Source organism: Streptomyces sp. NPDC051183 (genome assembly GCF_040682455.1).
GTDB lineage: Bacteria > Actinomycetota > Actinomycetes > Streptomycetales > Streptomycetaceae > Streptomyces.
The window spans coordinates 73,883-94,368 of record NZ_JBFBBA010000028.1; the positions used below are offsets into that span (position 1 = coordinate 73,883).

Below are 20,486 nucleotides of genomic sequence, written 5' to 3' on the forward strand. Positions count from 1 at the left end.
GTCTCTCTCCTATGTCGACCAGCTCAGGGGACCGGTCTCCCATTTTGCCGGACGGCTCAAACAGTGCGATCAATCACTACCTAGGATGCCGGACGTACGCGTGTGCTGTGCGGTGAGAGACCAATCGGGGTGGTGTTACCTGAGGTCCGGGCGGGTGTCAGCGGCCGGCCTTAGGCTGGCCGGGTGTCCAACAAGCCGGTGAGAGCACAGGCCAAGGGGTCCGCGGGAGTGACGGCGGCCCATAATTCAGCCGTGGGCGAACAAGCCTCCGGGAAGGTGTCCCGGACGGCGTCATCGCCTCCCCAGGGCAAAGGTTCAGCCAAGAAACCCGCCGCGAAGCCTCCGGCCAAGGCGCCCAGGCCCGAATCGCGCCTGTCGATGGTCCGGCGGGCCCGCCGCATCAACCGCGAACTGGCCGAGATCTATCCGTACGCCCATCCGGAGCTCGACTTCCGCAATCCCTTCGAGCTGCTGGTCGCCACCGTCCTGTCCGCGCAGACCACCGACCTGCGCGTGAACCAGACGACCCCGGCGCTCTTCGCCGCCTACCCGACCCCGGAGGACATGGCCGCCGCCGCCCCCGAGGATCTGGAGGAGATCATCCGGCCGACCGGGTTCTTCCGGGCGAAGGCCAAGTCCCTGCTCGGCCTCTCGCAGGCCCTGCGCGACGACTTCGGCGGCGAGGTGCCGGGCCGGATCGAGGACCTGGTCACCCTCCCCGGAGTCGGCCGCAAGACGGCCAATGTCGTCCTGGGCAACGCCTTCGGAGTCCCGGGGATCACCGTCGACACGCACTTCGGCCGGCTGGTGCGCCGCTGGAAGTGGACCGAGCAGGAGGATCCGGAGAAGGTCGAGGCGGAGATCTGCGCGATCTTCCCGAAGGGCGAGTGGACGATGCTCTCGCACCGCGTCGTCTTCCACGGCCGCCGGATCTGCCATGCGCGCAAGCCCGCCTGCGGCGCCTGCCCGATCGCCCCGCTCTGTCCGGCGTACGGGGAGGGCGAAACGGACCCGGAGAAGGCCAGGAAGCTGCTGAAGTACGAGAAGGGCGGCCAGCCGGGCCAGCGCCTGACCCCGCCCCCGGACTACCCGGGCCTCCCGGCGGCGCCGCTGGGCGGGCGAGCGGCGCCGCAGCCGTAGGGCTGTAGGGCTGTAGGGCCGTAGGAACGAATCGGTACCCGGGCCGCGTTTGGCGGTGTGGGACACGGTGTCGACAGAAAGACGCGGACAGGGGTGCCTATGACGCGCGGTACGCAGGGCGAGACCACGGCCGGAGCCCGCGAGGGCGGGGAAGCGGCCGTCACCACCGACGGCCTGCCCGGCTGGCTCGACCCCGTCGTGGAGGCGGTGCGCACCGTCCGGCCGACGCAGCTCAGCCGCTTCCTGCCGCCCGAGGACGGCCGCGGCCGCCAGTCCGCCGTGCTGATCCTCTTCGGCGAGGGCCCCCGCGGCCCCGAGCTGCTGCTCATGGAGCGCTCCGGAAGCCTGCGCTCGCATGCCGGCCAGCCCTCCTTCCCCGGCGGCGCCCTCGACCCCGAGGACGGCGACCCGCACACCACCGGCCCGCTGCGCGCCGCGCTGCGCGAGGCCGAGGAGGAGACCGGCCTCGACCCGGCCGGCGTACAGCTCTTCGGGGTGCTGCCCCGCCTCTACATCCCGGTCAGCGAGTTCGTCGTGACCCCGGTCCTCGGCTGGTGGCGCGCCCCCAGCCCGGTCGGAGCCGTGGACCCGGCCGAGACCGCCCGCGTGTTCACGGTCCCGGTGGCCGATCTCGCGGACCCCGGGCACCGGGTCACCGTCGTCCACCCCGGCGGCTACCAGGGCCCGGCCTTCGCCGTCGAATCGGCTCTGGTCTGGGGGTTCACCGCCGGGGTGATCGACCGCATCCTGCACTTCGCGGGCTGGGAGCGCCCGTGGGACCGATCACGTCAGGTCCCGCTCGACTGGCGCGCATGAGACGGTGGCCCACGTGAACGTGCTGGACATCCTGTTGCTGCTCGCCGCCGTGTGGTTCGCGATCGTCGGCTACCGCCAGGGGTTCGTCGTCGGCATCCTGTCGGTGATCGGCTTCCTCGGCGGTGGTCTCGTCGCCGTGTCCCTGCTGCCCCTGATCTGGGACCGGGTGACCGACAACGGCACCCAGGTGTCCACCACGGTCGTCGTCATCGCCGTCGTCGTGATCATCATCTGTGCCTCGATCGGCCAGGCCCTCACCACGCACCTGGGCAACCGGGTCCGGCGCCACATCACGTGGTCCCCGGCCCGCGCGCTCGACGCGACCGGCGGCGCCCTGGTGAACGTGGTCGCGATGCTGCTGGTGGCATGGCTGATCGGTTCGGCGCTCGCCGGGACCTCGCTCCCCACGCTCGGCAAGGAAGTCCGCAACTCCAAAATCCTGCTCGGCGTGTCGCGGGTGCTCCCGGCCCAGGCGAACACCTGGTTCTCGGACTTCAGTTCCACGCTGGCGCGCAACGGCTTCCCGCAGGTCTTCAGCCCGTTCTCGAACGAACCCATCACCGAGGTCAAGGCGCCCGACCCGGCGCTCGCCCAGAGCCCGGTCGCCGAGCAGGCCAAGCGCTCGATCGTGAAGGTCGTCGGCACCGCGCCCGGCTGCAGCAAGGTGCTGGAGGGCACGGGCTTCGTCTTCGCGCCCGGCAAGGTGATGACCAACGCGCATGTCGTCGGCGGGGTCGGCGAGCCGACGGTGCAGGTCGGCGGCGAGGGCAAGCTGTACGACGGCAAGGTCGTGCTCTACGACTGGGAGCGCGACATCGCCGTCCTGGACGTGCCCAAGCTGAAGGCGCCCGCGCTGGAGTTCGCCGACAAGGACGCGGCGAGCGGCAGCGACGCCATCGTCGCCGGCTTCCCGGAGAACGGCTCGTACGACGTCAGGTCGGCGCGCGTCCGCGGCCGGATCAACGCCAACGGCCCGGACATCTACCACCGTGGCACCGTCCGCCGTGACGTCTACTCCCTGTACGCGACGGTCCGCCAGGGCAATTCCGGCGGCCCGCTGCTGACGCCCGACGGCAAGGTGTACGGGGTCGTCTTCGCGAAGTCCCTGGACGACCCGAACACCGGCTACGCCCTGACCGCGGACGAGGTCCGCGACGACATCCGGATCGGCAGGACCGCGGAGCGGCGGGTCGACACCCAGGGCTGCGCCCTCTGAGCCGTACGGGCGCGGTTCCGGTTCCTACGTTCGCTGGTGCCGGAGCCTGGCCGAGACCCAGCGGGCCCGGCGGCGCAGGATGCGCGGGATCCCGAGTCTGGGGTCGTGGCCGTGTCGGCCCGCCCTCTCGTGGGTGCCCGGCGTAGCAGCCGAGCGGCGTTCGTGTGCGGTCTCACCGTAGTCGTGCGTCCAGCCCATACTTCGAGCTCTGCCCGTGCCCCAAGGTCCGTAACCGCGTTGGGGGCGGCCAATTGGCGTATGCGCCGGGCAATTGAATGCTTGTCACATGGTCGTACGAGTGATCCGCGAGGGTGCTCAGCGGTCCGGCTCGGGGTCCTTCAGCCAGTTGACCAGCTCGGTGGAGAACGCGACCGGGTCCTCCTCGTGCGGAAAATGCCCCAGGCCGTCGAACAGCCGCCAGCGGTACGGGGCTTCGACGTACTCCCCGGATCCCGCCGCGCTGCGCGTACGCATCACCGGATCGAGCGAGCCGTGCAGGTGCAGCGTCGGCACCCGCACCGGCCGCTTCATCCGGCGGTTGAACTGGAGCCCGTCGGGCCGGGCCATCGAGCGCATCATCCAGCGGTACGGCTCGATGGAGCAGTGCGCGGTGGACGGAATGCACATCGCCCGCCGGTACACGGCGAGATCGGCCTCCTCGGGCGGCACGGGGCCGGACCAGTCCCGGATCAGCTCCGCGACGAGCGCCCCGTCGTCGGCGACCAGTTGCCGCTCGGGGATGAACGGCCGCTGGAAGCCCCAGATGTGCGAACTGGCGCGGGTCTGCCCGAAGTCCGCCAGCATCGCCGAGCGCCAGCGGCGCGGGTGCGGCATCGAGGAGACGACCAGCCGGCGCACCAGCTTGGGCCGCATGACGGCCGCAGTCCAGGCGAGGTAGCCGCCCAGGTCGTGCCCCACGAGGGCGGCGTCCGGCTCGCCGAGGGACCGTACGACCCCGGTGATGTCGAGCGCCAGGTTGGCGGGGTCGTAGCCGCGCGGGGTGCGGTCGCTGCCGCCGACACCGCGCAGGTCCATGGCGACGGCCCGGTACCCGGCGTCGGCCAGCGCCACCAGTTGGTGCCGCCAGGTCCACCAGAACTGCGGGAAACCGTGCAGGAGCAGCACCAGCGGCCCGTCACCGAGTTCGGCGACGTGGAACCTCGCGCCGTTGGCGGCGACGTCGCGGTGCGTCACCGCCCGCCCGCCGGGCACGTCGATCCTGACCGCCGTGGCAGCGGTGGGCGGAGTGCTGGAGTCCGGCGAGGGAGCTGTCATGAGGACGAGCGTGCCACACCCACAGCCTTGTCACTCACCGGCCGCGGGTGCGGCTTGACGGTCCCGACGAGGGCGGCGGTCTGCTTGACCGAGTCGATGGTCTTCGTCGGCGGCTTGACCTTCTTGAACTTCGCGACGGCGAGCAGCCCGATCAGGCCCGCGAGCAGCCAGAACGCACCGCCGACGATGAGAAGGGACCAGGCGAGCCCGAGACCGAGGTTATGGATCCCGTACGCCGCGGCGAAACTCAGTACGGGGAGGGAGAACAGCACGAGCACTCCCGCGACGATCGCGGCGCCGCTGCCGATCCCCGCGCGCTTGACGTCCTGCTTGATCTCCACCTTGGCGAGGGCGATCTCGTCGTGCACCAGGGCGGACATCTCGGCGGTGGCCGAGGCGACCAGCTGGCCGAGTGTGCGCTCGGCTCCCTGCGCCTCTTGGTCCACTGCGCTCATCGCTCTCTCCCTCTGTCGTCCGTCGGCGACGGCTGTGCTCCGTCGGTCCTGCGTCAGTCAGATCATGCCGGACGGTCGCCGTCGGCGCTGGACCCGGCTGCCGCCCGTGCCGCGGCGTCCGCCTTCGCCTCGGCCTTGCGGCGGTGCTCCGCGGCCTTCTCCTCGTAGATCTTCGCCATCCGCAGGTGGTACTCGGGCTTGTTCTCCTCGTAGATGTCCGGGATCCCGTCGAGGTCCTCGTCGCGCTCCTCGGCCTCGGTGAGCGCCTTGTACTTGCGGTTGCGCAGCTTGAGCATGACGCCCGCGAAGACGGCGGCGATGAGCGAGCCGATCAGGACGGCGGCCTTGACCTCGTCGGTGAGCACCTGGTCGCCGGTGAAGGCGAGCTCGCCGATCAGCAGGGACACGGTGAAGCCGATTCCGGCGAGCGAGGCCACGGCGAACACGTCGGGCCAGGCGAGGTCGTCGTTCAGCTCGGCCTTGGTGAAGCGGGCGGCGAGCCAGGTGCCGCCGAAGATGCCGACCGTCTTGCCGACGACCAGGCCGAGCACCACGCCGAGGGTCTCGGGCCGGGTGAAGACCTGCCCGATGGAGTCGTCGGAGAGCGAGACCCCGGCGGAGAACAGTGCGAAGAGCGGCACCGCGAGACCCGCCGAGACCGGCCGGACCAGGTGCTCGATGTGCTCGCCGGGGGAGTGCTGCTCGCCGTCCTTGCGGTGGCAGCGGAGCATGAGGCCCATGGCCACGCCGGCGATGGTGGCGTGGACGCCGCTGTTGTACATCAGGCCCCAGATCGCCAGGGCGAGGGGGAGGTAGACGTACCAGCCCCGGACGCCCTTGCGGAGCAGGAACCAGAAGAGGGCCAGGCCCACGACCGCGCCGCCGAGCGCGAGGAAGTTGATCTCGCTGGTGAAGAACACCGCGATGATCATGATGGCGAACAGGTCGTCGACGACCGCGAGGGTCAGCAGGAACGCGCGCAGGGCGGACGGCAGCGAGGTGCCGATGACCGCGAGGACGGCGAGCGCGAAGGCGATGTCGGTGGCGGTCGGGACCGCCCAGCCGTCGGTCGAGCCGTTCCCGAGGACGTTGACCAGTACGTAGACCAGCGCGGGCACGGCCATGCCGCAGATGGCGGCGATCACCGGGAGGGCGGCCGCCTTGGCGTCGCGCAGATCGCCCGCGACGAGCTCGCGCTTGAGCTCGATGCCGGCGACGAAGAAGAAGATCGCGAGCAGGCCGTCGGCGGCCCAGTGCTGGAGGGAGAGGTCCAGACCGAGCGAGGCCGGGCCGATGTGGAAGGACCGGACGCTGTCGTAGCTGTCCGAGATCGCGGGGATGTTCGCCCACATGAGGGCGGCGATCGCGGCCACGAGGAGCAGCACGCCGCCGACCGTCTCGGCGCGCAGTGCGTCGGCCACGAAGCGGCGCTCGGGCAGGGACAGCCTGCCGAGGAGCTTGCGGTGGTGGTTGTCGGTGGGGTTGGGCGCGGCCACGGGTGGCACCTCCGGGGTGGGTTGGACGGCATGACGAAGCACGTTGCCGACCAGACTTCCCGGCGCACCCTGTGAGTATTTCTTTACGCTTCTAATACTTTACAGGGCGCACGCAGGGGCGTATCCGGTGATCATCACTTTATGCGCGAAAGGGGCATCCGGCGCGATGCGTCGGATGCCCCCTCCCACCGTGTCCTACTGGTGTTCCGGTGCCCTGCCGGTGTCTTGCCGGTGCCTAGTCCTCGTTGCCGGCGGCCGGGAGCTTGCTCTGGATCAGGTCCATCACCGAGGAGTCCGCGAGCGTGGTGACGTCACCGACCGCGCGGTTCTCGGCGACATCGCGCAGCAGACGCCGCATGATCTTGCCCGAGCGGGTCTTCGGCAGCTCCTGCACCGGCAGGATCCGCTTCGGCTTGGCGATCGGGCCGAGCGTGGCGCCCACGTGGTTGCGCAGCTCCGCGACCAGCGTCTCAGTCTCGGAGGCGCTGCCGCGCAGGATGACGAAGGCCACGATGGCCTGGCCGGTGGTCTCGTCGGTGGCGCCGACCACGGCGGCCTCGGCGACCGAGGGGTGCGAGACGAGCGCCGACTCGACCTCGGTGGTCGAGATGTTGTGGCCGGAGACCAGCATCACGTCGTCCACCCGGCCGAGCAGCCAGATGTCGCCGTCGTCGTCCTTCTTGGCGCCGTCGCCCGCGAAGTACTTGCCCTCGAAGCGCGACCAGTAGGTGTCGATGAACCGCTCGTCGTCGCCCCAGATGGTGCGCAGCATCGACGGCCACGGCTCGGTGAGGACCAGGTAGCCGCCACCGCCGTTCGGCACCTCGTTCGCCTCGTCGTCCACGACGGTGGCGGAGATGCCCGGCAGTGCGCGCTGCGCAGAGCCCGGCTTGGTCTCGGTGACGCCCGGCAGCGGGGAGATCATCATCGCGCCGGTCTCGGTCTGCCACCACGTGTCCACGATCGGGCAGCGGTCGCCGCCGATGTGCTTGCGGTACCAGATCCAGGCCTCGGGGTTGATCGGCTCGCCGACCGAGCCCAGCACGCGCAGGCTCGACAGGTCGAACTTCGCGGGGATGTCGTCGCCCCACTTCATGAACGTACGGATGGCCGTGGGCGCGGTGTAGAGGATGGTGACGCCGTACTTCTGCACGACCTCCCAGAACCGGCCCTGGTGCGGGGTGTCCGGCGTGCCCTCGTACATGACCTGCGTGGCGCCGTTCGCGAGCGGCCCGTAGACGATGTACGAGTGCCCGGTCACCCAGCCGATGTCGGCGGTGCACCAGTAGACGTCGCTCTCCGGCTTCAGGTCGAACACCGCGTGGTGGGTGTACGCGGCCTGCGTGAGGTAGCCGCCGGAGGTGTGCAGGATGCCCTTGGGCTTACCCGTGGTCCCCGAGGTGTAGAGGATGAAGAGCGGGTGCTCGGCGTCGAAGGCCTGCGGGGTGTGCTCGGCGGACTGGCGGCCGACGAGCTCGTCCCACCAGATGTCGCGGCCCTCGGTGAAGGCGGTGTCCTGGTTGGTGCGCCGTACCACGAGGACGTGCTCGACCTGCGGGCACTTGCCGACGGCCTCGTCGATGGCGGGCTTGAGGGCCGAGGGCTTGCCGCGGCGGTAGCCGCCGTCGGCGGTGATGACCAGCTTGGCGTCCGCGTCCTGGATGCGGGAGGCGACGGCGTCGGCGGAGAAGCCGCCGAAGACCACCGAGTGCGCGGCGCCGACGCGGGCGCACGCGAGCATCGCGACGACCGCCTCGGGGATCATCGGGAGGTAGACGGCGACCCGGTCGCCGGCCTGTACGCCGAGCTCGGTCAGGGCGTTGGCGGCCTTGGACACCTCGTCCTTGAGCTCGGCGTAGGTGATCGAGCGGCTGTCGCCGGGCTCGCCCTCGAAGTGGATGGCGACGCGGTCGCCGTTGCCGGCCTCGACGTGGCGGTCCACGCAGTTGTACGCGACGTTCAGCTTGCCGTCCGCGAACCACTTCGCGAAGGGCGGGTTGCTCCAGTCGAGCGTCTCGGTGGGCTCGGTGTCCCAGGTCAGCCGCCGGGCCTGCTCGGCCCAGAAGCCCAGCCGGTCCTCGTCGGCCTGTGCGTACGCAGCCGCTGTCACGTTGGCTGCGGCGGCCAGGTCGGCAGGAGGAGCGAACCGACGCTCCTCCTTCAACAGGTTGGCCAGGCTTTCGTTGCTCACGACATCTCCCTTTCCCAGGGTGTCCGTTGTGTCCCCGGGCATAGCTCATCAGTCACAGGGCCTGGTGGCAAGGGGTGGCCGGAAATTGGTTTAGACCTATATCACGGCTACCCCGCTCCGATCGCGCGCTCCACGCGCGAGTGGCCCCTTCCCGCTGCAGGGTGCGGGAAGGGGCCACTCTGTGGCACGGATACCGGAGAGTATCGGTTCAGGCGCGCTGGCCGACGCTGTCGAACACGCGGCAGTCGAAGTAGTCCTCGCCCTCGGAGAGCAGATACGCCTGCGCCTCGCCCACGTGGAAGTACATCCCGTGCAGCTCCAGCGTGCCCTCCGCCAACCGCCTGGCCACCGCTTCGTGTGCCCGCAGGTGCTCCAGCTGCTGCACCACATTGGTCAGGCACAGCTGCTCCACGGCGTCCGCCGGGAGCCGGCCCGCGATGCGGGCCCAGGCGTGGTGACGGCTGCCCATCCGCTCCAGGCTGGGCAGCCCGTGCCGCAGCCAGCGGTGCAGCGGGGTCATCGGTGCCCCGGGCGAGGAGTTGAGCAGCGCCTGCATGGCTCCGCAGCCCGAGTGCCCGCACACGGTGATGCTGTCGACCTTGAGCACGTCTACGGCGTATTCGATGGCTGCCGCGACCGAATCATCAGTGGACTCGGCGCCCGGCAGCGGTACGAGGTTGCCGACGTTGCGGACGGTGAACAGGTCGCCGGGGCCGCTGGCCGTGATCATGCTGGTCACCAGGCGGGAGTCCGCACAGGTGAGGAAGAGCTGCGAGGGCCGCTGCCCTTCGCGCGCCAGCCGGGCCAGCTCGTCCCGCACGCGGGGCGCGGTGTCCCGCTGGAAGGCGCTGATTCCGTTGGCCAGTTGGCCGGCGCCCCGCCCCCGGCCGCGGGGCTGCGCGGTGGCGACCGGCTCGGCGGCTTCGGCGGTCCCGGCGGCCTCGGGGTCCGCCTTCGCCTCGGTGCCCGCCTCCGGGCTCGTCGTACGGGGAGCCGTGTGCCGGTGGTCGCAGTGGTTCTGCCAGGGGGTCCAGGGCCGACAGCAGTGGTGGGCTCCGCGCCGGCCGCCCGCGAGCTCGGCCTCCGCGCGCTCCCGCTCGACCTCGGCGATCCGGGCTCCCGAGCGGCCGGTGATCTCCACCGAGCCCCCGTGGGCCAGGTGGGACTCCTGCCAGTCGTGGAGCGTCTCGTAGGCGGCGTGGTCGATGAACGAGCCGTCCAGCTCGATGACCGTGTGCGCGGTGTGCGGGATCTGGTTCAGAACGCGGCTCAGCCGCGGTACCGCGAGGAAGGTCAACTGCCCGCACGCCCACACCCGGTGGACGCCGCTTTCGAGCTCCTCCACGGTGATGCGGGTCCGGGCGAGCCGGTGCAGGGCCAGCGCGACGGCGACCGCGACGCCGATGGCGACGCCCTCCAGGACCCCGCCGATCACGACGGCCGCGATCGTGGTCGCGTACACCAGGGCCTCGCGGTGCCGGGTGACTGTACGCAGGTGCGTGATGCTGACCATCTGCACGCCGACGGCCATCACGAGGGCGGCCAGCGCGGCGAGCGGGATCAGGTCGAGCACGGGGACCAGCAGCGCGGCCGCGAGCAGGATCCAGAAGCCGTGCAGCATGGCCGACCTCCGGCTCGCCGCACCGGACTTGACGTTTGCCACGCTGCGGACGGCCACACCCGTGATGGGCAGGCCGCCCAGCGCCCCGGAGACGATGTTCGCCGCGCCCTGGCCGCGCAGTTCGCGGTTGAGGTCGGCCCGCGCGGGGCGGTTGCCCGTGGCCCGCTCGGAGGCGATCAGTTTGTCGGTGGCGACCGCGGACAGCAGGGACTCCACGCTGCCGACCAGGGTGATGGTCAGGACGGCGGCGATGATGCCGAGGACCGGCCCCTCGGGCAGCTCGGGCAGTGCGTGGCTGCGCCAGGACGGCAGGTCCACGCGGGGCAGGGTGAGCCCTGCGAGCGCGGCGAAGGCGGTGGCCGTGGCGACGGCGGCGAGCGCGGCCGGCACCTTGCGCAGGGCGCGCCCGGCCCGTCCGGGCAGCCGCGGCCAGCCGAGCAGCACCACCAGGGTGAGCGCGCTGACGCCGAGGGCGGCGGGGTGCAGGTCGGCCAACTGGCCCGGCAGCCCGAGGACGTTGGCCATGGCGGAGCTCTGAGGGGTGCCGCCGAGCACGATGTGCAGCTGGGCCAGCGCGATGGTCACGCCGATGCCCGCGAGCATGCCGTGCACGATGGCCGGGCTCACCATGAGCGCGGACCGGGCGGTGCGCAGGGCGGCCAGCCCGAGCTGGCAGCAGCCGGCCAGCACGGTGATGGCGCACGTGGTGCGCCATCCGTAGTGCTGGATCAGCTCGGCGGTGACGACGGTGAGTCCGGCCGCGGGGCCGCTCACCTGGAGCGGTGCGCCGCCGAGCCGCCCGGCCACGATCCCCCCGACGGCCGCGGCGACCAGCCCGGCCTGGAGCGGGGCGCCGGTGGCCAGCGCGATGCCGAGGGACAGCGGCAGGGCGATCAGGAAGACGGCGATGGAGGCGGACAGGTCGGCAGGGAAGTCTTTGAAGTCTTTGGCTTCTTTGAAGTCTTTGGCTGGGGCTGTCATAGGTCCCGTCTCCTCGGTGGGAGGGGTGAAGCGGCGGGAGTCTCAACACTCGGTAAATGAACGGTAATGGAGAGTAAAGAGTTGTGGTAGGTAATACGGGCAAATGGCCTATGAATTGACCCTTGGGAGTGATTAAGCATTTAGTCCGGCTTGTCATACCTTCCTCAAATCGGACCGCATGGGACGTTGCGGCGCGGAAGTCCTGCGAGGGAACCGCGAAGGAACCGCGAGGAAGGGGTGGCCCGATGACCGCCGCCACGAAGAAGATCGCCGGTGGCATTGCCGCCTCGGCGCTGGTCCTGGGAGTTGCGGGGTGCAGTACTTCGGAGCCCGCCAAGGCCCCGCCCGTACGGAAGGGTGCCGCTGCCCCGGAGGCCCCGGGCAGCGTGAAGCGGCTCATCGGCGACGGCTCGACCTCGTACACCGGTCCGCAGCCGAACGTACAGAAGGCGCAGAAGCTCAAGCCCGGCGAGAAGCCGCCGCAGTTCGTCGTGTACTCGTGGGACGGGGCCGGCGAGGACAGCCAGCGGCTCTTCTCGCACTTCCGTGAGGTCGGCAAGAAGTACAACGCCCGCATGACGTACTTCCTCAGCGGCGTGTACATGCTCCCGGAGGCGAAGAAGGACCTCTACACGGCCCCGCAGCACTCACCGGGCCGCTCCGACATCGGCTTCGGCGACCTCCAGGGCATCAAGGACACCGCCACCCAGGTGCGCGCCGCCTGGCTGGAGGGCAACGAGATCGGCACCCACTTCAACGGCCACTTCTGCGGACCCGACGGCGGGGTCGGCACCTGGTCGGTCGACGAGTGGAAGAGCGAGATCAATCAGGCCAAGTCCTTCGTCAAGAACTGGAAGACGAACGCCGCCCTGAAGGACATGGAGGCGCTCCCCTTCGACTATGACAAGGAGCTCATCGGCGCCCGGACCCCCTGCCTCGAAGGTCAGAAGAACTTCATGCTGGCCGCGAAGGGCATGGGGTTCCGCTACGACTCCAGCGGCATCAGCAAGCAGATCTGGCCCAAGAAGACGGACGGCCTCTGGGACCTGCCGCTCCAGTTGGTGCCCATGCCGGGCCGCGCTTTCGACACGCTGAGCATGGACTACAACTACATGGTCAACCAGTCCGGTACGACCTCGCAGGGCGACCCCTCGCAGCACGCGTACTGGGGCGAGCAGATGCGCGACGGCCTGATGAAGGCCTTCGAGCGCACCTACCAGGGCAACCGGGCGCCGCTGATCATCGGCAACCACTTCGAGTCCTGGAACGGCGGCACCTACATGCGCGCCGTCGAGGACTCCATCAAGGGCATGTGCACGCAGAAGGAAGTCCGCTGCGTGCCCTTCCGCGAGCTGGCCGACTGGCTGGACGCCCAGGACCCCAAGACCCTGGAGTGGATGCGCACGCTCGATGTCGGCCAGGCGCCGAAGGAGGGCTGGACGAAGTTCCTGACGGTGGGGCCGCCGGCGCCGCCGGTCGCCCCCGCCGGGGTCAAGCCGGCTGAGGAGTCGGCCGACGAGAGTCAGAGCGAGGACTGACGAGGTCCTCCGCGGCGACGATTTCCCGCAGGACGAAACCGGGGTCGATCTGGTCCGCCAGGTCGACCCCCGTCTTCGCGTTGCCCCAGCTCTCCGCGTTGCGCAGGTGGAAGTGCACCATCTGCTCGGTGTACCGGACCCAGTCGCGCTGCGCGTACGAGTCGTCGGCCGCGTCCTGGAGCGCCTGCAGCGCCAGCCGGTTGCTCGCCTCCAGCAGCTCGAAGGCGGCCGGGCGGCCCTTCTCCATCGACCGCACCCAGTCCGAGTGCCCGACGGTGACCAGCAGGTCCTGGCCGACCTCGTCCTGCAGGAACTCGATGTCCTCCGGACCCTGCACCTTGTTGCCGATCACCTTGAGCGTGACCCCGAAGTCCCGCGCGTACTCCTTGTACTGGCGGTACACGGAGACGCCCTTGCGGGTCGGCTCGGCGACCAGGAAGGTCACGTCGAAGCGGGTGAACATCCCCGAGGCGAAGGAGTCCGAGCCCGCCGTCATGTCGACGACGACGTACTCGTCCGGCCCGTCGACGAGGTGGTTGAGGCACAGCTCCACCGCTCCGACCTTGGAGTGGTAGCAGGCCACTCCCAGATCGGACTCGGTGAACGGGCCCGTGGCCATCAGCCGTACGGGCTCCCCGTCGAGCAGCAGCGTGCGCGCGCACGCCTCGTACACGGGGTTGTCCTCGCCGACCCGCAGCAGTCGCGAGCCGGTACCGGGCGGGGTGGTCTTGATCATCGAGTCCGCGGACGCGATCCGCGGGTTGGAGCCGCGGAGGTAGTCCTTGATCAAGGGCAGGTGTGCGCCCAGGGCGGGCAGCGCGGCCGCCTCGTCCTCGCTGAGTCCGAGCGCGGCGCCCAGGTGCTGGTTGATGTCGGCGTCCACCGCGACGACGGAGGCCTCATTGGCGGCGAGGTGGCGGATGAAGAGGGAGGACAGCGTGGTCTTGCCGCTGCCGCCCTTTCCCACGAAAGCGATCTTCATGTTCACGAAGCGTAGTGGATTGGTCGCTTTGGGTTGTCCCGGTAAGTGAAGAAGACCACTCCAAGGAGGGGTCGGTGCTATGGGGGCGCAGTGCGTAGGCTCCCTACTTATGAGTAGTGCTTCTGACTCCGCCGCCCGCGCCGCCTCGGCCGCGGCCGCCGACCCGCTGGCCCCGCTGGGCGCGCTTCCCGGTGTCGCCGAGTCCGTGGATTCCGTACGCAAGGCCGTGGACCGGGTGTACGGGCACCGGGTCATGCGCCGCCGCAGCGGGGAGATCACCTCGGAAGCCGCACTGCGCGGTGCGCGCGGGAGCGCGGCGCTGTCCGGGGCGGACTGGGCACTGGAGGAGGTGCGCCGCCGGACCGACTTCGGAGCGGAGGCCGAGGCGCGCACGGTGGGCGCGGCGCTGCGCCTCACGGCCGAGGCGGGGCAACTGCTCAGCATCTGGCGCCAGTCGCCGCTGCGGGTCCTGGCGCGGCTGCACCTCGTGGCCTCGGGGTCGACCGCGGACGGCGATGCGGTGGGGCGCCCCCGGCTGGCGGGCGAGCCGGTGGACGAGCCCTTCGTCACCGCGCCGCTGCCCAGTGCGGAGGAGGTCGCGGGCCGGCTGGACGGGCTCTCCCGGCTGATCATCGCGGGCGGCTCCGCCCCGGCGCTGATCACGGCGGCGGTGGTGCACGGCGAGCTGCTGGCCCTGCGTCCCTTCGGCTCGTACAACGGCCTGGTCGCGCGTGCGGCCGAGCGGATCGTGCTGATCAACAGCGGTCTCGACCCGAAGGCGATCTGCCCGGCGGAGGTGGGCCATGCGGAGCAGGGCCGGGACGCCTACCTGGCGGCCTTCGAGGGGTACGTGTCCGGCACCGCGGAGGGGATGTCCGCCTGGATCGCCCACTGCGGGCGCGCGATCGAGCTGGGTGTGCGCGAGTCGACGGCGGTGTGCGAGGCCCTGCAGCGGGGCGCGGCGTAGGCGCTGACGGCTGGGCGTAGCTGCTGACCGCTGACCGCTGACGGCTGACGGCTGACGGCTGACAAAGGGTTGCGGCGACACCGTCTTGCTTTGGTGTCGCCGCTGGCATTTACGCCCAGTTACCAAGCGTCCTCGATGGTTGCCCATCAGGTCGGGAACTTTGCCCGTCACCTGGTGCGGCTGGCCCGTAATCGACGGGTCGACGTCGCGTGGGTGCTCGGCGTTCATGCTTCGGTCCGTGGGCCTTACTGCGTTTTAAAGATGATCCTCTCGGATGTTCTTTGGTCTCGCGGGCCGTTGACTCCTTTGTACTCCGCTTCCGAGCCGAGCGAAACCCCTGGCCACATTTCTTTGCTTTACGGGGCGTCCGGGGGCGAACCGGACAGCCCAAATCGGCGCAGGTCAGGCAGTCGCTCGGGGCGTCTCAGGCGGAGCCGGCAGCGGCGAGCGCGGCTCGGCGACGGCTCGCGTACCAGACCAGTCCGGCGGTGGCCGCGGCCGCACCGACGGCCGCCGCGGCGACGAGCGCCGGACGGGCCGGCATCGACAGCCCGGGCAGCCGCTGCTTCAGCCGTACCGGCCGGTTGAAGACCAGTACCGGCCATTCGCGGGCCGACGCCTCGCGCCGCAGCGCCCGGTCGGGATTGACCGCGTGGGGGTGCCCCACCGCCTCCAGCATCGGGATGTCGGTGGCGGAGTCGCTGTACGCGTAGCAGCGGGCGAGGTCGTACCCCTCGGACTCCGCGAGCTCGCGCACGGCCTCCGCCTTCGTCGGGCCGTAGGCGTAGTACTCGATCTCGCCGGTGAAGCAGCCGTCGTCGCCCACGACCATCCGCGTGGCGACGACCCTGTCGGCGCCCAGCATCTCGCCGATCGGCTCGACGACTTCGGCGCCGGAGGTGGACACGATCACCACGTCGCGGCCCGCGGTGTGGTGGGCCTCGATGAGGGATGCGGCCTCGTCGTAGATGATCGGGTCGATGAGGTCGTGCAGGGCTTCCGCGACGATCTCGCGGACCTGCTGCACGTTCCACCCCTTGCAGAGGGCGGAGAGGTACTCCCGCATCCGCTCCATCTGGTCGTGGTCCGCGCCGCCGGCCAGGAAGATGAACTGGGTGTACGCCGTGCGCAACACGGCTCGCCGGTTGATCAGGCCGCCTTGATAGAAGGACTTGCTGAACGTCAGAGTGCTCGACTTCGCAATGACCGTCTTGTCCAGGTCGAAGAAGGCTGCGGTGCGAGGCAAGGAGTGCGGCAAGGGCTGATTTTCCACGACCCGAGCATATGCGCCCACCATTCGGCGTAAGGTGTGGCGCGTGGGTTTGCCTGAGAAGGCTCTCGGGTACACCATGGAAGTCACGGATCGTTCGCGACCGTGCTAACCCGGTCTGGCTCCTCCCCCCCCGAGTCGGACCGTGGGGACGACCCCCGCTCTCCCCCCCGGCGGGGGTCGTCGCATGTCCGGACGCGGTTCGCGTCCCTGCCTTCGGCCCCAAGTGACCATCCCTCTGGCCCTTCCTCTTGTCGGGGCCAGCGCGGCGAAGGCCCTCACCAGATCAGACTCGTCACGGTGCGTAGCGGTTCCGCCGCGCTCTGGAACTCACCTGTTGGGGTGAGTGAGTTATTCACATCCGGCTGGATGTCCACAGTTTTCAAGCAAGATCCACTTCTTTTTCCTGATCGCGGCACGGTGATTCCGGCCGCGAAGTCCGCGGTGCTGGATATGCGGTGAGAAGGGGGCGGAGATCGTGGCTGGATCCAAGTCGTGGGAAGTCCGGGAAGCCGTCGTGGCGGGCGGGGTGGGTCGGATCGCGGGTGCGGGCCGTACGGCACCCGGTGGCGGACGACCACTGATCATCACCGAGGACCCCGTGCTGCTGGACGACCTGTTGCGGCTGTGCGCCGCCGCGGGTGCCGAGCCGCACGTGCACCATGCGGTGCCGGGGCAGAGCGGAGCCGGGACCGGTGTGAGTGGTGATGCCGGCGGTGGTGGGAGCGGTGGTGGGAGCGGCGGCGATGCCGGCTGGGAGTCGGCGCCGCTCGTCCTGGTCGGGGACGACGCCGCCCGGCGCGTGCGCGGGGCCCCGAGGCGGGACGGGGTGTTCCTCGTCGGCCGGGAGCTCGACGATCCCCTCGTGTGGCAGCGGGCCTTGGAGATCGGTGCCGAGGAAGTGCTCCGGCTGCCCGACGCCGAGGGCCTGCTCGTGGACCGCATTGCCGATGTGGTGGAAGGGGCCGGGCGGCCCGCGCTGGCCGTCGGGGTGATCGGCGGCAGCGGCGGAGCCGGAGCCTCCACCCTCGCCTGCGCGCTGGCCCTGCGCGCCGCCCGAGCGGGGGAGCGGACCATCCTCATCGACGGCGACCCCCTCGGCGGGGGCATGGACGTACTGCTCGGGGGTGAAGCCGCCGAGGGGCTGCGCTGGCCGGACTTCGCCGGTTCCAGGGGCCGGGTCGGCGCCGGAGCCCTGGAAGAGTCGCTACCCGAACTGCACGCCCTGCGGGTGCTCAGCTGGGACCGCGGGGACCGGGTGGTGGTGCCGCCCGCCGCCATGCGGTCGGTGGTCGCCGCCGCACGCCGGCGCGGAGGGGTCGTGGTGGTGGACCTGCCCCGCCGGGTGGACGAGGCCGTGGCCGAGGTGCTGGCGCAGCTGGACCTGGTGCTGATGGTGGTCCCGGGCGAGTTGCGGGCGGTGGCCGCGGCGGGCCGGGTGGCTGCGGGGGTGCGGATGGTGGCCCGGGACGTACGCGTCGTCGTACGGGGCCGCGGACCCGGCGGACTCGACGCCGAGGCGGTGGCCGGGCTGCTGGGGGCGCCGCTGGCCGGTGAGGTGCCGGTCGAGGTGGGGCTCCCGGGGCGGGTGGCCGAGGGGGAACCGCCGGGTGCGCAGGGGCGCGGTGCGCTGGCCCGGTTCTGCGACGGCTTCTGGCAGCGGGTGCTCGGCTCCGCCCAGGGGGTGACGGCATGAGCGCCGTGCTGCTGGACGCGGTGCGCCGGCGGCTCGCCGAGAGCGGGGCGGATCCGACCCCGGCCCGGGTCGCGGCGGCCCTGCGGGAGCAGGGCCGACTGCTGGGCGACGCCGAAGTGCTGGGTGTGGCCGCCGAGTTGCGCTCCGAACTGGTCGGTGCGGGACCGCTGGAGGCGCTGCTCGCCGACCCCGAGGTCACCGATGTGCTGGTGGCCGCACCCGACCGGGTGTGGGTGGACCGCGGCGGCGGGCTGGAGCTGACTCCGGTGACCTTCGCGGACACCGAGGCCGTGCGCAGGCTCGCCCAGCGGCTCGCCGCCGTCGCGGGACGGCGCCTCGACGACGCCCGGCCCTGGGTGGACGCCCGGATGCCGGACGGCACCCGGCTGCATGCGGTGCTGCCGCCGGTGGCCGTCGGGTCGGCCTGCCTGTCGCTGCGGGTGGTGCGGCCGAGGGCGTTCACCCTGGAGGAACTGGTGGCGGCGGGAATGCTTCCGCCCGGTGGGCAGCGACTGCTGCGGGACATGATCGAGGCCCGGCTGTCGTTCCTCGTCTCCGGAGGGACCGGCACCGGCAAAACCACTCTGCTCAGTGCCCTGTTGGGGCTCGTCGGGCCCGGTGAGCGGATCGTACTGGCCGAGGACTCGGCCGAGTTGCGCCCCGACCACCCGCATGTGGTGCGGCTGGAGACCCGCCCGGCCAACCAGGAGGGGGCGGGCCTGGTCACCCTCGCGGATCTGGTCCGCCAGGCGCTGCGGATGCGCCCGGACCGGCTGGTCGTCGGCGAGGTGCGGGGCGCCGAGGTGGCGGATCTGCTGGCCGCGCTGAACACCGGCCACGAAGGCGGCTGCGGCACGGTCCACGCCAATGCCGCGGCGCACGTCCCGGCCCGGCTGGAGGCGCTCGGGACGGCCGCGGGGCTCGACCGGGCCGCCCTGCACAGCCAGTTGGCGGCCGCGCTCACCCTGGTGGTGCACCTGGTCCGGGACCGGGCCGGCCGGCGCCGGGTCGCCGAGGTGCATGTGCTCCAGCGGGACGCCGCCGGGCTGGTGGTCACCGTACCGGCGCTGCGCTGGGCCGCGCGCGGGTTCGTACGGGAGCGGGGCTGGGAGCGGCTGCGCCCGCTGCTGGGCGGTGCCCGGTGAGCGCCGTCGCGGGGGTGCCGGTGCCGGTCTTCGCCGGGGTGCTGTGCGCCGGGGCGGCCGCCTGGACGCTGGCCGGGGGCGACCGGGTCTCCCGGCGGACCCGGATGGTGCTGGCCGGCGCGGGACCGGTGGTTCCGAGCGGGCCGGTGCGCTGGGAGCGGCTGGTGATCGGCGTACGGGTACGGGCCGCGCGGTGGCGGGAGTGGGCCTGCCTCGGGGCCGGGCTGGTGCTCGGGCTGCTGGGCGGGTCGGTGATTCCGCTCGTGGCGGGCGCCGTGGCGCTGCCGCTGGTGCGGCGTTGGCTGCGGGCCCGGGAGCGGGAGCGCGCCCGTGCGGCGAGGGCCGCGGAGGTGGCGGCCCTGTGCGGTGCGGTGGTGGGTGAGCTACGGGCCGGGGCGCAGCCGGGCCAGGCGCTGACCGCGGCGCTGCGCCGGACGGTCGCGGTGCCCGGTGGGCCGGGCGGGGCGGAAGCTGCCGTGCTGGCGGCCGCGACGTTCGGCGGGGAGGTGCCCGGGGCCCTGCGACAGGCGGCCCGGGAGCCCGGCGCGGAGGGGCTGGCCGGGATGGCGGCCTGCTGGCGGGTCTCGGTGGACGGGGGCGCCGGGCTGGCCGCCGGGCTGGACCGGCTGGAGGCTGCGCTGCGGGCCGAGCGGGACCGGGAGGAGTCGCTGCGGGCCCAGTTGGCGGGGGCGAGATCGACGACGGCGGTGCTGGCCCTGCTGCCGGTGGTGGCGCTGCTGATCGGCATCGGGCTGGGGGCGGATCCGCTGCGGGTGCTGCTCCACACGCCCGTGGGGTGGGGCTGCCTGCTGGCGGGCGGGGTGCTGGAGGTGCTGGGACTGCTGTGGTGCCGGCGCATCGTGCGGGCGGGGGAGCGGTGATGGGCGGCTTTACGGTCCACAGGCTGGGGACGGCGCTGTGCCTCGCGGCGGTAGTGCTGTGCGTGGCGACGGCCTGGGCGGGCAGAGCCCGGGAGCGGGTCGCCCGGCGGCGGGTCTGCGCCCTGCTCGCGACGCAACCAGCTCGGAAACGAGTGGTGTTCGGGCCCCGGATACGGGCTGCGGCGGCCGCCTGGGCGGGGCCGGCCGGGGCCCTGGCGGCGGGCTGGGTGCTGATCGGCGGGTTCGCGGGGGTGGCGGTCGGGTGCGCGGCGGCCTTCGGGGTGCGGTGGTGGTCGGGCCGCCCGCGGCCGCCTGCCGGGGTGGACCCGAAGGAGGCGGAGCACCAGTTGCCGTTCGCGGCGGACCTGTTGGCCGCCTGCCTGGCGGCGGGAGCCGGGCCCGTGGAGGCCGCCGAGGTGGTGGGGGAGTCCCTGGGTGGCCCCGTGGGCGAGCGGCTGTCCCTGGCCGGGGCGGAGCTGCGGCTCGGCGGGGAACCGGGCGCCGCGTGGGGCAGGTTGGCGGAGATGCCGGGCGCCAGGGCGCTCGCCGAGTGTCTGGAGCGGTCCGCCCGGACGGGTGCGCCGGCGGCGGAGCCGGTCTCCCGGCTGGCGGGGGCGCTGCGGGCGGACCGGACCCGGCTGGCGGGCGCCCGCGCGCAGCGGGCGGCGGTGCTCGTCACCGCGCCGGTGGGGCTGTGCTTCCTCCCTGCATTTCTTGCGATCGGAGTGGCGCCGGTGGTGATCGGTATGGCTTCGGGCCTCCTCTCGAACACCTGAAATCCAAATCTGAAATCACGTCAAGAAGCTGAATCAACAG

16 protein-coding genes are annotated in these 20,486 nt (G+C 71.6%); 9 read left to right on the top strand and 7 right to left on the bottom strand.

Translation table 11 applies throughout. The features are described 5' to 3' along the window. The first annotated feature begins 252 nt into the window (after nucleotides 1–252). From nth to AB0M99_RS24025, 3 genes are all read left to right on the top strand, one after another. Entirely contained in the window at nucleotides 253–1,140 is an 888-nt protein-coding gene (gene nth, locus AB0M99_RS24015) for an endonuclease III (RefSeq protein ID WP_365923637.1), read from the top strand. Nucleotides 1,141–1,239: 99 nt separating this feature from the next. Beyond that, nucleotides 1,240–1,956 carry a CoA pyrophosphatase gene (locus AB0M99_RS24020; protein ID WP_365923639.1) on the top strand — a complete coding sequence of 239 codons (717 nt, stop codon included), beginning with the start codon at nucleotides 1,240–1,242 and terminating at the stop codon, nucleotides 1,954–1,956. Nucleotides 1,957–1,969: 13 nt separating this feature from the next. Continuing rightward, complete coding sequence (locus AB0M99_RS24025) at nucleotides 1,970–3,172, top strand: MarP family serine protease (protein ID WP_365923641.1); 1,203 nt, start codon at nucleotides 1,970–1,972, stop codon at nucleotides 3,170–3,172. Between the two features lie 315 nt (nucleotides 3,173–3,487). Here the strand turns inward: AB0M99_RS24025 and AB0M99_RS24030 are convergent, their stop codons facing one another. From AB0M99_RS24030 to AB0M99_RS24050, 5 genes are all read right to left on the bottom strand, one after another. Further along, nucleotides 3,488–4,447 carry an alpha/beta hydrolase gene (locus tag AB0M99_RS24030; protein WP_365923643.1) on the bottom strand — a complete coding sequence of 320 codons (960 nt, stop codon included), beginning with the start codon at nucleotides 4,445–4,447 and terminating at the stop codon, nucleotides 3,488–3,490. Continuing rightward, nucleotides 4,444–4,902 carry a phage holin family protein gene (locus AB0M99_RS24035; RefSeq protein WP_365923645.1) on the bottom strand — a complete coding sequence of 153 codons (459 nt, stop codon included), beginning with the start codon at nucleotides 4,900–4,902 and terminating at the stop codon, nucleotides 4,444–4,446. The genes AB0M99_RS24030 and AB0M99_RS24035 overlap by 4 nt, the downstream gene beginning before the upstream one ends. 62 nt (nucleotides 4,903–4,964) lie before the next feature. After that, nucleotides 4,965–6,398, bottom strand: a complete 1,434-nt coding sequence (gene nhaA, locus AB0M99_RS24040) for a Na+/H+ antiporter NhaA (protein ID WP_365923647.1) — start codon at nucleotides 6,396–6,398, stop codon at nucleotides 4,965–4,967. 235 nt (nucleotides 6,399–6,633) lie between these two features. Beyond that, nucleotides 6,634–8,631 carry an acetate--CoA ligase gene (acs, locus tag AB0M99_RS24045; protein ID WP_365923649.1) on the bottom strand — a complete coding sequence of 666 codons (1,998 nt, stop codon included), beginning with the start codon at nucleotides 8,629–8,631 and terminating at the stop codon, nucleotides 6,634–6,636. Between the two features lie 166 nt (nucleotides 8,632–8,797). Beyond that, nucleotides 8,798–11,191, bottom strand: a complete 2,394-nt coding sequence (locus AB0M99_RS24050; RefSeq protein ID WP_365923651.1) for a SulP family inorganic anion transporter — start codon at nucleotides 11,189–11,191, stop codon at nucleotides 8,798–8,800. 245 nt (nucleotides 11,192–11,436) lie between these two features. On the opposite strand from AB0M99_RS24050, the gene AB0M99_RS24055 reads away from it, so the two are divergent. Next, nucleotides 11,437–12,729, top strand: a complete 1,293-nt coding sequence (locus AB0M99_RS24055) for a hypothetical protein (protein WP_365923653.1) — start codon at nucleotides 11,437–11,439, stop codon at nucleotides 12,727–12,729. Here AB0M99_RS24055 and AB0M99_RS24060 read toward each other — a convergent pair. Further along, nucleotides 12,683–13,711 carry an ATP-binding protein gene (locus tag AB0M99_RS24060; RefSeq protein WP_365923655.1) on the bottom strand — a complete coding sequence of 343 codons (1,029 nt, stop codon included), beginning with the start codon at nucleotides 13,709–13,711 and terminating at the stop codon, nucleotides 12,683–12,685. The two genes, AB0M99_RS24055 and AB0M99_RS24060, sit on opposite strands and share 47 nt — an antisense overlap. Before the next feature lie 109 nt (nucleotides 13,712–13,820). Here AB0M99_RS24060 and AB0M99_RS24065 point away from each other — a divergent pair, with 109 nt between their 5' ends. Continuing rightward, entirely contained in the window at nucleotides 13,821–14,678 is an 858-nt protein-coding gene (locus AB0M99_RS24065) for an oxidoreductase (RefSeq protein WP_365923657.1), read from the top strand. Nucleotides 14,679–15,102: 424 nt separating this feature from the next. On the opposite strand, the gene AB0M99_RS24070 is transcribed toward AB0M99_RS24065, so the two are convergent. Then, on the bottom strand, nucleotides 15,103–15,975 hold the full coding sequence (locus AB0M99_RS24070; protein WP_365923659.1) for an HAD-IB family hydrolase: 873 nt from the start codon (nucleotides 15,973–15,975) through the stop codon (nucleotides 15,103–15,105). A 502-nt stretch (nucleotides 15,976–16,477) separates the two neighbouring features. On the opposite strand from AB0M99_RS24070, the gene ssd reads away from it, so the two are divergent. Genes ssd through AB0M99_RS24090 form a run of 4 tightly spaced genes read left to right on the top strand, consistent with a single transcriptional unit; the run spans nucleotide 16,478 to nucleotide 20,446 of the window. Continuing rightward, nucleotides 16,478–17,644 carry a septum site-determining protein Ssd gene (ssd, locus tag AB0M99_RS24075; RefSeq protein WP_365923703.1) on the top strand — a complete coding sequence of 389 codons (1,167 nt, stop codon included), beginning with the start codon at nucleotides 16,478–16,480 and terminating at the stop codon, nucleotides 17,642–17,644. Beyond that, a complete protein-coding gene (locus tag AB0M99_RS24080; protein WP_365923661.1) occupies nucleotides 17,641–18,789 on the top strand; it encodes a TadA family conjugal transfer-associated ATPase in 1,149 nt (382 codons plus the stop codon). Before ssd ends, AB0M99_RS24080 begins: the two co-directional genes overlap by 4 nt. After that, nucleotides 18,786–19,670, top strand: a complete 885-nt coding sequence (locus AB0M99_RS24085; RefSeq protein WP_365923663.1) for a type II secretion system F family protein — start codon at nucleotides 18,786–18,788, stop codon at nucleotides 19,668–19,670. The genes AB0M99_RS24080 and AB0M99_RS24085 overlap by 4 nt, the downstream gene beginning before the upstream one ends. Further along, nucleotides 19,670–20,446 carry a type II secretion system F family protein gene (locus AB0M99_RS24090; RefSeq protein WP_365923665.1) on the top strand — a complete coding sequence of 259 codons (777 nt, stop codon included), beginning with the start codon at nucleotides 19,670–19,672 and terminating at the stop codon, nucleotides 20,444–20,446. The genes AB0M99_RS24085 and AB0M99_RS24090 overlap by 1 nt, the downstream gene beginning before the upstream one ends. Nucleotides 20,447–20,486 lie beyond the last annotated feature (40 nt).

Coding starts and splice junctions, on each gene's coding strand:
- AB0M99_RS24055 (WP_365923653.1), top strand. CDS start 11,437: ATGACCGCCGCCACGAAGAAGATCGCCGGTGGCATTGCCGCCTCGGCG.
- AB0M99_RS24065 (WP_365923657.1), top strand. CDS start 13,821: ATGAGTAGTGCTTCTGACTCCGCCGCCCGCGCCGCCTCGGCCGCGGCC.
- acs (WP_365923649.1), bottom strand. CDS start 8,631: ATGCCCGGGGACACAACGGACACCCTGGGAAAGGGAGATGTCGTGAGC.
- AB0M99_RS24080 (WP_365923661.1), top strand. CDS start 17,641: ATGAGCGCCGTGCTGCTGGACGCGGTGCGCCGGCGGCTCGCCGAGAGC.
- AB0M99_RS24070 (WP_365923659.1), bottom strand. CDS start 15,975: ATGGTGGGCGCATATGCTCGGGTCGTGGAAAATCAGCCCTTGCCGCAC.
- AB0M99_RS24090 (WP_365923665.1), top strand. CDS start 19,670: ATGGGCGGCTTTACGGTCCACAGGCTGGGGACGGCGCTGTGCCTCGCG.
- AB0M99_RS24020 (WP_365923639.1), top strand. CDS start 1,240: ATGACGCGCGGTACGCAGGGCGAGACCACGGCCGGAGCCCGCGAGGGC.
- AB0M99_RS24035 (WP_365923645.1), bottom strand. CDS start 4,902: ATGAGCGCAGTGGACCAAGAGGCGCAGGGAGCCGAGCGCACACTCGGC.
- AB0M99_RS24030 (WP_365923643.1), bottom strand. CDS start 4,447: ATGACAGCTCCCTCGCCGGACTCCAGCACTCCGCCCACCGCTGCCACG.
- AB0M99_RS24050 (WP_365923651.1), bottom strand. CDS start 11,191: ATGACAGCCCCAGCCAAAGACTTCAAAGAAGCCAAAGACTTCAAAGAC.
- AB0M99_RS24060 (WP_365923655.1), bottom strand. CDS start 13,711: ATGAAGATCGCTTTCGTGGGAAAGGGCGGCAGCGGCAAGACCACGCTG.